Source organism: Moraxella sp. CTOTU47616 (genome assembly GCF_032017465.1).
Classification (GTDB): domain Bacteria; phylum Pseudomonadota; class Gammaproteobacteria; order Pseudomonadales; family Moraxellaceae; genus Faucicola; species Faucicola tetraodonis.
Genome location: NZ_DALZPU010000005.1, coordinates 46,739 through 60,124, shown reverse-complemented (window position 1 = coordinate 60,124; position 13,386 = coordinate 46,739). Strand labels below are relative to the sequence as shown.

Sequence of the window (13,386 nt, the reverse complement as noted above, 5' to 3'; positions counted from 1 at the left end):
AGACATTATGTTTATACAGGTAAGTTATATGAATTCTACCTTTCGCCTCGTACCCCTGACCGCTATAGTAGCCACCCTACTATCGCTCAGCGCTTGTCAAACCATTCCAAAAGCCAAAACTGAGCCTGTCGTGGCGCAGCCGCATATCGCAATTAATCAGCCTTATGAAACCTATGACAGTCAGACTGTTAGCGGCACCAATCAGCCGAGTATCGCGTCTCAGCGTTGGCAGGATTTTTATAGTGATGCCAAGCTAAAACAACTGATTCAATTGGGTTTAGACAACAACAAAGACATCAGTGCCACGATTTTGGCAATTCAAAAAGCCCGCGCACAATACCAAATCCAAGACATCGCCGATGTGCCCACTATCAATAGTTCTGGCTCATATTCTTACGGTGCAACAAACTCAAGAGATGCCAATCCTAGTAGTACTTACAATGTCGGTCTGGCAATGTCAAGTTACGAGTTTGACTTTTGGGGACGTATTGCGAGCCTCAAAGATGCCGCCTTACAAAACTATCTTGCGACCACTGCTGCCAAAGATGCCGCGCAAATTAGCTTGATTAGTAACATTGCGCAAAGCTATGTGGCCTACAGCTATAATCTGGCACAACTGCAACTTGCCAAACAAACCTTAGCCACACGCCAAGATTCACTTCGCATTAACCAGCTGCGTTTTAAAGCAGGTCTTGATTCGCAGCTAAGTACCGTACAAGCCCAAGCGGCGGTTGAAGCTGCCAAAGTGTCTATCGCCCAAGCACAAACTAATTTGTTGACCAACCAAAATGCCCTGCGCTATTTAGTAGGTGCCCCGGTGGATAATAGCCTACTACCCGCAGCGGCCATTAGTAGCATCACCAATAATCGTATTTTTGGCACGGGCTTACCCAGTGATTTGTTATTGTATCGTCCTGATTTGCGTCAAGCGGAATATAACTTAAAAGCCGCAGGCGCAAATATTAACGCCGCGCGCGCTGCGTTTTATCCAACCATTAGCCTATCGGGCAATGTGGGTGCTGCCAGCTCAAGCTTAGGCGATTTGTTTAAAACAGGCGCATTTAGCTGGGGTTTTGGACCGAGCGTGAGCTTGCCGATTTTTGATGCAGGTCTACGTAAGGCCAACTACCAAGTGAGTGAAATCGAGCAACAACAAGCGCTAAATACTTATGAAAAAGCGATTCAAACCGCTTTTAAAGAAGTCAATGACGTATTTGCCAATCGCGCAACGTTAAATCAGCAGTTGACCGCGTACAACCAGTCGCTTGCTGCTAACCAAAAATACTATCAAATTGTTCAAGCGCGCTTCAAAGCAGGTTTAGACAATTATTTGGGCGTATTAGATGCACAGCGTTCGATTTACAGCAGCCAACAAAGTATTCTAAATACCAAGCAGTCGCAATTGCTCAGTCAAATTCAGCTATACCAAGTTTTAGGTGGCGGGGTGAGTCGCGATGTACCGCTCGAAACACCCACAGAAAAACATACGAATTTCAGCACCAAGTTGTCACAGGTTGCCAACAATGCCCAGCAAAAAATTACTGATGCAGCCCATCAGCCTGCCCAAGTGACTACTAAAACAACCTCAACAACGACCACCACAACCACAGTCCAACCCTAATACATTAGACCTAGCTCATTAGAGCTAGTGCATTAGATTAGCCGTAAGCTGTTATAGTAAAAAACCCACATCACTGTGGGTTTTTTATGGGTTTTTTACTATAAATGGCTGTTTTAAAATGCATAACTGGCGATGCCATGCGCGATGAGCTTTCCTTCATCATTGACCAACATCATCCGCGTGGTACAGCCTTTTCGTCCCATACGAATCACTTCGGCTGTAACCATAAACTCATAGCCGCGCCCAGGGGCTAGATAATCAACACGCAAATCGACGGTTGCCATGCGTTTGATTTTTTTGGTCTGCTCTTCAAATGTGCCTTGGTCACGACGATAGATTTCAAGCATGCCTTCAAGCCCGCCTATGGTATCTAATAGCGTCGCCGTCATACCGCCATGCAAAATCTCAAAATTTGGATTGCCGATGAGGGCGGGATTGGACTTGACCTTACCATATACTTTGCCATCTTCATAATGATAGGTAGTAAAGGTATGCGCCACAAATGGGCTTTGGGACATGATGTTGGCGAGCTGCTGCCCTAGCACATCAATACTAGGTTTGCTGATGGCGTGATGCTCACTGTCTTCATTGAGCTGCAATTGCGACTCGTTTGCCAAATCAGAATGCTCGTCATTTTCTTTAGACATCGTGTCAGCCATGTTAGTGCTATCAGTCGATGACTGAGCGGCTAATTGATTGGCATTTACAGGGTTTAAACTCACGGCGCCCTCCATGCGTAAGTAGATTGTGTTAAGATAGCTTTTTAAAAAATGATCATTCTAGCAAATTTTGCTTATTTATCCTTATACAATTTCTGCGTTACTTGATAATAAGTGTCACTCGATAATAAGAGGTTTTTATGAGTTATATTTTTAATCGTTCATTCCCCAATACTCGCTTACGTCGCCTACGTTACAACGATAATGTCCGCGCCATGGTGCAAGAAACCAGCATTGAACCCAAGCATCTGATTGCGCCCGTGTTTGTCATTGAGGGTAAACAGCAGCGCCAAGCTGTGGCAAGCATGCCAGGCGTTGAGCGTTTGAGCGTAGACTTGCTAATTGAGTATGCTAAGCAACTACTCAGTCTAGGCGTCACCACCATTGATTTATTCCCTGTCATTAGCCCAAGCCTCAAATCGCTACAGGCTGAACACGCCTATGATGAGAACGGTCTTGCCTGCACTGCTATCAAAGCAATTAAAGACGCCCTACCTGAGATGGTAGTGATGACCGATGTGGCGCTCGACCCCTATACCACCCATGGTCAAGACGGTATTGTCGATGACAATGGCTACGTGCTCAATGACATCACCGTTGACATCCTCGCCAAACAAGCCCTGAGCCACGCCCGTGCAGGCGCAGACATCATCTCACCAAGCGATATGATGGATGGTCGTATTGCCGCGCTACGCCAAGCATTGGATGGAGAAAATTTTATTAATACCGCCATCATGGCGTATTCTGCCAAATACGCGTCTGCGTATTATGGACCGTTTCGTGATGCCGTCGGCAGCGCAGGCAACCTTAAAGGCGGACACAAAAAACAATACCAAATGGATTTTGGTAATCGCGCTGAAGCACTGCATGAAGTCGCCCTCGACATCCAAGAAGGCGCGGACATGGTAATGGTGAAGCCAGGTCAGCCCTACCTTGATTTGGTACGCGAAGTCAAAGACACGTTTGGCGTGCCGACTTATGCGTATCAAGTATCAGGTGAATATGCCATGCACATGGCGGCGATACAAAACGGCTGGTTAAGCAAGGACGTTATTTTAGAATCACTGTTAGGGTTTCGCCGTGCAGGTGCCGACGGCATCTTAACTTATTTTGCAATGACAGCTGCCCAAAAGCTCAATCAATAATATCTTAAAATTTGAGTAAAACTAAAGGTGACACTGGCTTATCAATCCGTGTCGCCTTTTTTGATGTTACATTTATTAACTTAAAAGCATCGAGCGCTATAACGAGCCCTATAAAAAATTACTTAATGTCATAGAGAATAACAAATCTGTTAACTTTAATTATTTTTTTACCCATTTATTTACTAAATAGAAACTTAGTTTATCCCTCAATCTCATGCACAATAAGCTAAAGCAAAAATACACACTCTTATTTACCCCTATTGACTAAGCTTACTAATTTTGGACGAGCCATTTTTAGCGTTTTGCAATAAATAATTGATTACTTTTTGGCATTATATTTTTGAAAAAAATAAGCAGATAATGCGGTTAATAACAAATAAAAGACGAGCGTGGTATCTGCTAGCTGATTAATCGAGGATAAGATGATGAGTAATGAACCAATTGCTAATAGTTCGATTGCTAATAGCCCAATCAAAAACGCCATGATGGCAGTGGCTATGATGTCATTTTTGGCACTCAGCTTTAAACTTTCCGCTGATTTGACAACGGATACTCAGCCAGCGATAAGTCCGACTGATGCGGTTGTCAGTACCTTAAATCAGCCGAGCCAACAGGTGGTATTGTCTACTCATAATTAATATATTGTTATTAGTTCAATCAATAGAAGATGCGATGCCGCATCTTTTTTTATGCCACTCATTGACAACCACTGGCTTAGCTATTTTTGCACGGATTATTTCTCAAAATTTTACCGCCAACTATGTCCTCATCTTTTGCGCTTTAGACTATAATAGTCGATTGTCCATTTTTTACTGAGCAACTTTTATTAACGGTGGAAGCGACTATGAGCCAATTAAACCCTCGCCAACAAGAAGCCATGCAATATGTCTCTGGACCCTTGCTGGTACTGGCAGGTGCAGGTTCGGGTAAGACATCGGTGATTACCCGTAAAATCGCTTATCTGATTGAAGAATGTCAAATGCCAGCCGGGCGTATCACCGCGGTCACCTTTACCAACAAAGCGGCTCGCGAGATGAAAGCCCGTGTGCAAAAATTATTACCGAGTGACAAAACCAAAGGCTTAACTGTCTCGACTTTTCACCAATTTGGCTTGCAGTTTTTACGTTACGAGTTATTGCATACGCCGCTTAAAGGCAATTTTTCCATCATGGATGCCGAAGATAGCAAGCGGCTGTTGATGGATTTGATGGTGCGAGACAACATGAGCGGTGCTGAGAGCCGCGAATTGGTTGGTAAAGCTATCAAAATGATATCCGATTGGAAAAACGATCTCATCCCCCCTGAAAAGGCAGCGGATACGTTGACTGACCCTGAAGATATGCTATTTGCAACGCTGTATCAACTCTACGAGCGTAACCTACGTGCCTACAATGCGGTGGATTTTGATGACTTAATTGTTATGCCGACACGGCTGTTGCAAGAAAATACCCAAGTACGTGACAAATGGCAAAATCGCATACGCTATCTATTAGTAGATGAATATCAAGACACCAATACCGCGCAATATGAATTGATTAAACTGCTCGTTGGCGTGCAGCCGCGTTTTACGGTGGTGGGTGATGATGACCAATCCATCTATGCGTGGCGTGGGGCAAAACCTGAAAACATGGCACTGCTGCAAGAGGATTTTCCCAAATTAAAAGTGGTTAAACTTGAGCAAAACTATCGCTCTACGTCGCGTATTTTGCACGCTGCCAACTCAGTGATTACCAATAATGAGCATTTATTTGAAAAAAAATTATGGTCAGATAAAGGGCATGGCGAGCTGATTCGCATCATTAATTGCCGTAACGATGATGATGAAGCAGAGCGCGTTGCCAAAGAAATCATCACCCACAAACTTCGCAACGCCAATGAATGGCAAGATTATGCGGTACTGTATCGTAGTAACTTTCAGGCGCGTATGTTGGAAGCTCAGCTACGTCAGCTGCAAATTCCTTATAAGTTATCAGGCGGCACGTCGTTCTTTGCCCGTAGTGAAATCAAAGACATCATGAGCTATTTGCGCTTGATTCTAAATCCTGAAGATGACAGTGCCTTTTTACGCATTATCAATACCCCAAAACGTGGGCTTGGACCTGCCAGCCTTGAAAAGCTCGGATTATTTGCCCAAGAACACCAAGTCTCGCTCTTGATGGCAAGTGGTCATAGTGGACTGACGCATGTATTACCCAAAAAAGCCAGTGGCGAGCTTAAAGAATTTGCTGATTTTATTGAGCGTTATACCCAAGAGCTATACCAGCATCCCGACCCTGTGCCGCTGGTCAAGCAAATGATTGATGAAACTGGCTATATCGATTTGGTACGAAGCGAAGCAAAAACCCCGCAGCAAGAAAAAATTCGTATTGATAATATCGAAACCCTATACGCCAGTATCCAAAACTTGATTAACCGCGCCGATGATGACAATGATCGCACCATTGACGCGGTGATTCGTAAGCTTGTATTACTTGATATGCTAGAGCAGCAGCAAGAAGAGGAAAATACCAATAAAGTCAATCTGATGACGCTACACGCCGCTAAAGGGCTTGAGTTTGATTATGTCTATATCATGGGACTTGAAGAAGAGTTATTACCGCATAAAAACTCCATTATTGCTGAATCCATCGAGGAAGAACGACGTTTGATGTACGTGGGGATTACCCGTGCCCGTAAAGAGCTGACCATGACGATGGCTGCACAGCGCCGTGCAGGCGGGCAAATGAAAACCACCACCCCTAGCCGATTTATCGACGAGTTGCCGACAGAACATATCGATGCCCCTGGCATGAAAAAATCAGCGGCAGCGCATCAACCCAAGAAAACCGCAGAGGATTATTTGGCCAATATTCAGGCGTTACTCAAAAGCAAAGCTGCCAAATAATTAATTGATAAAAAAAACGGCATAGCAGAAAAGGCGTAAAAAAAGGGCAAAAAAGGTAACTTTAAGCCCTTTTTTTATTGCAAAACAGCCTGTATGACAAATATTTAATCCAATCACCCAAGTAAATGTAACTAAATATTTCTTAGAAAACAGGTGTTTGATAGGAGATGTAACAAAAAATTTCAAATAGGTAGCTTAGTTACCTTTTTGGCAAATTTCATTTCATAACTTAACGTCCGACCTGTTAAACACAGACAGTAATCTAAATTTATTTTGCTATGATGGCTTTAACAAAACAAGCAGGGCAATATTTGAATTCCACAGATTCAAATTAACTTAACTAATAATTTTACATGGCTTGTTGTGATGATTTTCAAAAAACTTCTAAAGGAGAAGACGATGAAAACTTTAAATAAAACCCTTTTAGCCTTAATTGCAGGTACAGTTGTGACTGCAGGTGCAAACGCTGCCCTTTATCAAACCAATACTGTGGGTTACGCAGGTCAACCCTATGTCGGTGTAAAAGCGGGTCAATTTAATACTGATGCTGACCGTTTTGATGCTGACAACCAAACGGCTTATGGTGTGTATGCAGGTTATAATTTTACCCCTAACTTTGGTGCAGAAGTTGAATATGTAGACTCTTCAAAAGAAGATCTAAAATATCGCGGTACGAAAGTAGGTGAAATTAGCACTAACACGACGGGTTTATATGGTACTTATAAATATCAATTTCCAGCATCGAATGTTTATGCTAAAGGTAAACTAGGTATTGCGCAAACCCAAGTTGATTTTGGTGATGATAAATATGACAAGTCGGGTCTTGCAGGTGGTGTCGGTTTCGGTTATAACCTTTCGCCAAATGCATCTGTAGAAGCTGAATATACGCGTCTGCCTTCAGTTGACGTAACAAACAATGTTTCAGTTGACTCAGACTTAGTCACTGTCGGTGCTCACTATAAATTCTAATTGAATTCATAGATGAACACTTGATATCAATACAAAAGAGTAGCTTATGGCTGCTCTTTTTTTTGGTTTCTTTTTTTGGTCAAAAAAACTTACTTTGGTATTCGCTCAGTATCGTGTCATTTAGGTTTATAATATAGTAGTTTTTTACAATTTTTTATAAATTCAAGATAAGTTGGTAAGCATGAAGCAAGTACAAGTCAAGATTTTAAGCCCTAAAATTGGTAATGATGATAAATTTCCCCTACCTCATCGGGCGACAGACGGCTCGGCGGGTATAGATTTGCGCGCTTGTATCGATGAGCCTATCACCATAAAAGCTGGTGAAAGCCAGTTGATTGGTACAGGACTCGCCATCTACATCCAAGACCCGGATTATGTCGGTTTTATCATGCCGCGCTCAGGGCTGGGACATAAGCATGGCATTGTACTGGGTAATCTGACGGGTGTGATTGATGCGGATTACCAAGGCGAATTAATGGTCTCTATCTGGAACCGTAGTCAAACCGATTATGTGTTACAACCTAGCGAGAAAATGGCGCAGTACTTGGTCGTGCCGATTGCGCGTCCGACTTTTGAGATTGTAGCGGAGTTTTCTGATATCAGTGTACGCGGTGAAGGCGGCTTTGGCTCAACGGGAACCCATTAATTGTTACCGTTTTCTCATTTTTTTTTAACAATTTATAACAGAGTATTTAATTATTTTGCCAAATTTCAATGCTATGATTTTGGTAGTATAAAATCAGTTAGATGTTTTTTTTATGAATACTCTGTTTATTCATCCTTTTTTTCCGCAAAAATCCCTTTTTAAAGCTTACGATATTCGTGGTGATGTCACCTTATTTACTGATGATTTTGTCTGGTCATTGGCAAGGGCGTTTGCCGAGCTTTTTTTATATGCTCACCAAACCGCGGCAACAACGCCAACGTTAGCGGCGCCCAAACCGACGGTTATCATCGGTTATGATGCTCGCCACCAAAGCCAAGAAATTGCCAAATATATCGCCTATGCTTGCCAGCAAGCCGGTTTAGTGGTTCAGTGGTTGGGATTGACAACCACACCGATGATGGCGTTTATGGCTCAGCAATTTTCGGGTAATGGGCTGATGGTCACCGCCAGTCATTCGCAAAAACATATCAATGGCATTAAATGGCTTATCAATCATGAGTCGCCAAGCGGTGATGATGTGCAGCAGCTTTATGAGGCTTTAATTGGCTACAAAGCCATCGTGCCTGATGACAGGCTTATTGATGCCATCAGGCAAACTACTTATTCAACGCCCAAAGATTTTTTTGCAGCTTATATCCAAGCTATCCAGCAGGCTTTTACTCACATCAATCAAGCTAAGCGCACTCAAACTACCTATTTTCATGCCCCACAGCAAATTGTCATCGACTGTATGCATGGTGCGACCAGTGATTTTGCAGAGGCTCTATTTAGCCAGCTTGGCTATTGTTGCATCATGCTAAATGCTTCTCCTGATGGCAATTTCCCCCAAGGTAACCCAGACCCAACGCAGTCCAATCGCTTGACACAATTAGCTCACACAGTCAAAGCTACAGGCTCAGATATTGGCTTGGCTTTTGATGGCGATGGCGATCGGGTGATGGTAATTGATGCACAGGGTCAGATGATTAGCCCTGACAATTTGCTTTACCTACTCTCTCGCATTGCCATTGAAGAATTGCCCAGTACGTATACATCAACTGATAAAAAAGTCATTTTTGATGTCAAATGCTCGCATCACGTACCCAATCTCATCGCTTCGCATGGCGCCGCCCCGATAATGACCAAAACTGGCAGTAGCTTGATGCGAAAGTCGCTACAAAACAAATCAGACAACGCGATTTTTGCAGGTGAGTTATCAGGGCATTTTATTTTTAACGATGGCTATTTTGTGCTACATGACGACGCCATGTACGCGGCTGCCCGCTTGCTCAATTGGCTAAGCCATCAGCCTATCAGCCTTAACGATATCTTAGCGAGTTTGCCCACTTGCATTAGTACGGCGGATATGTACCTACCTATCGCGGATAACCATTATGGTCAAACCGTGATTGCTCGTATCACGGCACTGGGTAAAAAGCCGTTTAAACGGTTAAAATCTTCATTTGCGGTCAAAAATGTCAATACGATTGATGGGTTACGCTTGGATTTTGCGGAGGGATTTGGTATTTTACGCAAGTCAAATACGGGCAGTTTTTTGACCGTGCGTTTTTCTGCCAATGACGTCGCCGAGCTGCGGCATATTCAATCTATTTTTGTTGACTTATGTCGTACGATTGATGAAAACCTTGCCGAACAAGTCGCACAAATTCAGCCTGTATAAACACCGCTTGTAAAATCGCATTTTAAAAAACGTCTCTAGCAAAATTATATAAGGATTTGAAATGGCATTAGATCTTGAGCAAGCCATGCATACCGCTGACGTGTTGACCGAAGCACTACCCTACATCCAGCGTTTTGAAGGTAAAGTGATGGTAGTCAAATACGGCGGCAATGCAATGACTGATCCGATATTAGAGAGTTCTTTTGCCAGAGATATCGTCATGTTAAAAACCGTAGGCATTCATCCTGTGGTCGTCCATGGCGGCGGTCCACAAGTCGATAACTTGCTTAAAGAATTGGGGCGCAGCTCTGACCGCATTGATGGCATGCGAGTGACCGACAAAGCTACCATGGATGTGGTGGAAATGGTACTTGGTGGTAGCGTCAACAAATCTATCGTCAATCTCATCAACAAACACGGTGGCCGTGCTATTGGCTTAACCGGTAAAGATGCCAGTCTCATTCGCGCTAAAAAATTACCCATGAGCAAAACGGATGAACAAGGCAACCAACAACAAATTGATTTGGGATTTGTGGGTGATGTGGTCAGCATCAATCGTGATGTGATTGATTTGATGATTGCCTCTAACTTTATTCCTGTCATCGCACCGCTTGGCGTGGATGATGAAGGCAATACTTACAATATCAATGCCGATGTGGTGGCGGGGAAAGTCGCTGAGTTCATGCTCGCGGAAAAACTGATTTTGCTCACCAACATCAAAGGGGTGCTTGATAAAGAAGGCAATGTTGCCACTGGACTTACCCCTGCCAAAGTTGATGAGATGATTGCCGATGGCACTATCTCTGGCGGTATGATTCCAAAAATCAGCTATGCCCTAGAAGCAGTAAAAAACGGGGTAAAAAGTGCGGTGATTGTCGATGGTCGTGTCCCGCATGCGACATTGCTAGAGGTCTTTACCGATAAAGGCGTTGGCACCCTCATTAGCCGCCATCCTTGAAGTAGCTTTTGCGTCACTTATGTTTTTGGGTTGCTTTTGGTTTAATAAACCGCTGATTCAAGCGGTTTTTTTTCGCTCACGATATTGGTCAAATATTGTGCTTATTAGCAATATTACCTCTCTCAACAATAATCGCCCAGTTGCGCTAATCTTTATACCAACGATAGGATATATTTTAGTATTACAACACAAATGTAGTTGGTATTTTTTCTAATATTGACTATCATGACTATTTTAATTTGCAAATTTATATAATGTTGCAAGCGGCTGTAGTGGATAATAGCAATTATTTGAAGTTGATATTCACGTATCACTTACCAAGGACTATTGGGATGTCGCAAAAATACTTTATGGCTTATTGTAGTGAGATAACGCTAACTGCAGCGTTAAATCAACATACGTTTACCCACATTCTGAACCAGTCGATTAAAAATAATACCCGCTCTGGTATCACTGGTTTTTTGCTGTACGATGCCGGTAAGTTTTTTCAGTATTATGAAGGCGATGAGTTAGCGTGTGCAAACTTACTTCATGCTTTAAAACAAGATAATCGCCACACCCATATCAAAATCATTGGTCAAGGCTATATTTCAAACGCCGTATTTGACAACTGGTTTATGGGTTGTTTTGATTTATCCAAGCATTCCTATCTCTTTAAACACCATGCTTTTATCGAATCATTTGATGTCTATAGTTGGTGTATGCAAGAAGTCGTCAAGCTGATTGATATCATGTCAGAGCAAAGAATCACTTACATCACGCCGCAAAAACCTATCAAATCACTGTTTAGTAAACGCTTTATGCGTATTCGAAATTTCACCCTGCCGTTTCAAGGTTAGTGGCTAATGTCAAATCTACTAAATCGGGAAATTAAGTTAGCTATCACGCTTTATGATACTCATGGGTTTAAAAAGGCACGAGTGTCGACCATAAAAATAAATTTTTATAGATTGCTTTCAAAGTGAGCTGAATTCATTGCATTTTTTAATTGCTGTTCTAATTCAAAAATCCTTTGAGATTTAATTATTAATCCTAAATTATTAGGAATAGTTGACCTAGAAATTGGAACTTGTCTAGTAGGTATACTAACAACCTCAATTTCGCCAGTTACAGAATGCTGAGGTCCTGCATATAAAACTCCTAATAGGTATGCTCTAGTTCCAACAAACAGTTCACCTTTTCTATCTGAAAAGCTACCCTTATTATAAATTAAGACAGGTGAGCCACTTGAACCTGGAAATGCGGCAATATCAGCCATAAACTCCTTTTTACCACAATAATCTTTATTAGGGTGAGTTGCTGTGATACCTCTTCTTAAAATAGGTTTATTATTATACTCATCCCATAATCCATTTGGATAACCTATCATTATTAAATCTTCTAAAGCATCAAATTCTTTCATCTCTTCTAAATTTGGAATAAACTCAGGGGTAAATGGTTTAAAAAATACTTGCTTATTTTTAGAATTTAAAAAATTAAGTATCGGTGCTATTGGAAAACAGCACAAATCCACTTCGTCATCTTTATGTTTAATCCACTTCTTTTCAAAATCTTCAACTTCAAAATAAATTTTTTCAGCATCTATGGGATTACCATTTGAATCTGCGGCAGTAAAAAGAAATTTACCTTTTACACTATCCTCAATTACATGTTTGTTAGTTACTATTACAGGTATAATGCTTTGAGTAGATTCATCATGGCGAAAAGCAAAGAAAAACCCTGTGCCTGTTGAAACGCCTCCAGTTGAGTTAGCTGATTCAATTCTAATTGTAGTATAGAGCATCTGTTCAGAAGTGGTTAAATCCATTTTAAAAATCCATTATTTATGTTTTGTAATTGATGTTATTTATAATTATAAGTAAAAATTATTATTAGTTGGCTGCTAAAATGGATATTAAATACAAATTAAAGCTAATAAAATATAATATTTTCAATAATTTATAACGGATAAATATGGCAAACCGATAAGCCGGGTTCTGTCTAGGACGAACATTCATCTAGGCGTATCGTTACCAATACGCTCAAGCAACCTACCCGTGTCCAACGCGGGCAACGCCATACGGACACCTATTTGGTCTTGCTACGAGTGGAGTTTACCTTGCCATGAACTGTTACCAGTCATGCGGTGGGCTCTTACCCCACCCTTTCACCCTTACCTTATTGCTAAGGCGGTCTACTCTCTGCTGCACTTGTCGTAGGCTTACGCCCCCCAGCCGTTAGCTGGCACTCTGCCCTGTGTAGCCCGGACTTTCCTCCCCTTACCCACTGTAAACAGGGGTAAGCAGCGTTCGTCTGGTCTGCCAAGGCAAGCATTATAACAGGCTTTATCTATTTAGTCACGGTCAGCAGGCAGCGCATAGGTACCTACTGCATGCGCCACAGGTCTGTCATCACCTTCTGAGTAAATCAATACATCGCCTACTGCAAGCGTGCGCCCAACTTTGATAAGCTGGCATTTGGCGATAAGGTTGGCTTGTGCAGAGGGTTTTCGCAGAAAAGACACGTTAAGATTGGTAGTCACTGCCAATGGGACGATACCAATTTCGCCCAAAATAGCCACATATAGCGCAACATCAGCCACTTTCATCATCACAGGCCCTGATACCGTGCCACCCGGTCGTAACTCATCATCACCGATAGGATGGGATACAATGGCTTGACCGTTACCCACCGATTCGATGTGGCAGTTGGCTTGGGGGAAAGATTGCTTCAGAAAAGCACTCAGTTCTGCTTTATTGGCGGGCATAGACATTCCTTATCTAC

At 42.3% G+C, this 13,386-nt stretch carries 12 protein-coding genes and 1 other RNA gene; 9 read left to right on the top strand and 4 right to left on the bottom strand.

Going from position 1 to position 13,386, the window contains the following annotated elements; all coding sequences use genetic code 11:
* The first annotated feature begins 28 nt into the window (after nt 1–28).
* The gene (locus RTS10_RS07215) at nt 29–1,621 is read left to right on the top strand and encodes an efflux transporter outer membrane subunit (protein ID WP_312539784.1); all 1,593 of its coding nucleotides are present in this window, start codon (nt 29–31) and stop codon (nt 1,619–1,621) included.
* A 113-nt stretch (nt 1,622–1,734) separates the two neighbouring features.
* Here the strand turns inward: RTS10_RS07215 and RTS10_RS07210 are convergent, their stop codons facing one another.
* The gene (locus tag RTS10_RS07210; protein WP_312539783.1) at nt 1,735–2,343 is read right to left on the bottom strand and encodes a thioesterase family protein; all 609 of its coding nucleotides are present in this window, start codon (nt 2,341–2,343) and stop codon (nt 1,735–1,737) included.
* Nucleotides 2,344–2,480: 137 nt separating this feature from the next.
* Here RTS10_RS07210 and hemB point away from each other — a divergent pair, with 137 nt between their 5' ends.
* From hemB to RTS10_RS07170, 8 genes are all read left to right on the top strand, one after another.
* The gene (gene hemB / locus RTS10_RS07205) at nt 2,481–3,485 is read left to right on the top strand and encodes a porphobilinogen synthase (protein WP_312539782.1); all 1,005 of its coding nucleotides are present in this window, start codon (nt 2,481–2,483) and stop codon (nt 3,483–3,485) included.
* Nucleotides 3,486–3,907: 422 nt separating this feature from the next.
* Nucleotides 3,908–4,123 (top strand): hypothetical protein, encoded by a 216-nt coding sequence (locus RTS10_RS07200; RefSeq protein ID WP_312539781.1) that lies wholly within the window; start codon nt 3,908–3,910, stop codon nt 4,121–4,123.
* Nucleotides 4,124–4,329: 206 nt separating this feature from the next.
* On the top strand, nt 4,330–6,369 hold the full coding sequence (locus RTS10_RS07195) for a UvrD-helicase domain-containing protein (RefSeq protein WP_312539780.1): 2,040 nt from the start codon (nt 4,330–4,332) through the stop codon (nt 6,367–6,369).
* Nucleotides 6,370–6,768: 399 nt separating this feature from the next.
* Nucleotides 6,769–7,338, top strand: a complete 570-nt coding sequence (locus RTS10_RS07190; RefSeq protein ID WP_312539779.1) for a porin family protein — start codon at nt 6,769–6,771, stop codon at nt 7,336–7,338.
* Nucleotides 7,339–7,519: 181 nt separating this feature from the next.
* Complete coding sequence (gene dut, locus RTS10_RS07185) at nt 7,520–7,984, top strand: dUTP diphosphatase (protein ID WP_062334233.1); 465 nt, start codon at nt 7,520–7,522, stop codon at nt 7,982–7,984.
* A gap of 112 nt (nt 7,985–8,096) precedes the next feature.
* Nucleotides 8,097–9,665 (top strand): phosphomannomutase/phosphoglucomutase, encoded by a 1,569-nt coding sequence (locus RTS10_RS07180; protein WP_312539777.1) that lies wholly within the window; start codon nt 8,097–8,099, stop codon nt 9,663–9,665.
* Between the two features lie 61 nt (nt 9,666–9,726).
* Nucleotides 9,727–10,623, top strand: a complete 897-nt coding sequence (gene argB / locus RTS10_RS07175) for an acetylglutamate kinase (RefSeq protein ID WP_312539775.1) — start codon at nt 9,727–9,729, stop codon at nt 10,621–10,623.
* Nucleotides 10,624–10,955: 332 nt separating this feature from the next.
* Nucleotides 10,956–11,462 (top strand): BLUF domain-containing protein, encoded by a 507-nt coding sequence (locus RTS10_RS07170; protein ID WP_312539774.1) that lies wholly within the window; start codon nt 10,956–10,958, stop codon nt 11,460–11,462.
* A gap of 104 nt (nt 11,463–11,566) precedes the next feature.
* Here RTS10_RS07170 and RTS10_RS07165 read toward each other — a convergent pair whose 3' ends face one another.
* From RTS10_RS07165 to RTS10_RS07155, 3 genes are all read right to left on the bottom strand, one after another.
* On the bottom strand, nt 11,567–12,430 hold the full coding sequence (locus RTS10_RS07165) for a S1 family peptidase (RefSeq protein WP_312539773.1): 864 nt from the start codon (nt 12,428–12,430) through the stop codon (nt 11,567–11,569).
* Nucleotides 12,431–12,572: 142 nt separating this feature from the next.
* Nucleotides 12,573–12,927, bottom strand: an RNA gene (gene rnpB, locus RTS10_RS07160) — RNase P RNA component class A.
* A 28-nt stretch (nt 12,928–12,955) separates the two neighbouring features.
* Nucleotides 12,956–13,369, bottom strand: coding sequence for a PaaI family thioesterase (locus RTS10_RS07155; protein WP_007115445.1), 414 nt, complete (start codon nt 13,367–13,369; stop codon nt 12,956–12,958).
* Nucleotides 13,370–13,386 lie beyond the last annotated feature (17 nt).

Excerpts from the sequence above, each read along its gene's own strand:
- RTS10_RS07215 (WP_312539784.1), top strand. The coding sequence starts at position 29 with ATGAATTCTACCTTTCGCCTCGTACCCCTGACCGCTATAGTAGCCACC.
- RTS10_RS07165 (WP_312539773.1), bottom strand. The coding sequence starts at position 12,430 with ATGGATTTAACCACTTCTGAACAGATGCTCTATACTACAATTAGAATT.
- argB (WP_312539775.1), top strand. The coding sequence starts at position 9,727 with ATGGCATTAGATCTTGAGCAAGCCATGCATACCGCTGACGTGTTGACC.
- RTS10_RS07170 (WP_312539774.1), top strand. The coding sequence starts at position 10,956 with ATGTCGCAAAAATACTTTATGGCTTATTGTAGTGAGATAACGCTAACT.
- RTS10_RS07190 (WP_312539779.1), top strand. The coding sequence starts at position 6,769 with ATGAAAACTTTAAATAAAACCCTTTTAGCCTTAATTGCAGGTACAGTT.
- RTS10_RS07155 (WP_007115445.1), bottom strand. The coding sequence starts at position 13,369 with ATGCCCGCCAATAAAGCAGAACTGAGTGCTTTTCTGAAGCAATCTTTC.
- RTS10_RS07180 (WP_312539777.1), top strand. The coding sequence starts at position 8,097 with ATGAATACTCTGTTTATTCATCCTTTTTTTCCGCAAAAATCCCTTTTT.
- dut (WP_062334233.1), top strand. The coding sequence starts at position 7,520 with ATGAAGCAAGTACAAGTCAAGATTTTAAGCCCTAAAATTGGTAATGAT.
- hemB (WP_312539782.1), top strand. The coding sequence starts at position 2,481 with ATGAGTTATATTTTTAATCGTTCATTCCCCAATACTCGCTTACGTCGC.
- RTS10_RS07195 (WP_312539780.1), top strand. The coding sequence starts at position 4,330 with ATGAGCCAATTAAACCCTCGCCAACAAGAAGCCATGCAATATGTCTCT.
- RTS10_RS07200 (WP_312539781.1), top strand. The coding sequence starts at position 3,908 with ATGATGAGTAATGAACCAATTGCTAATAGTTCGATTGCTAATAGCCCA.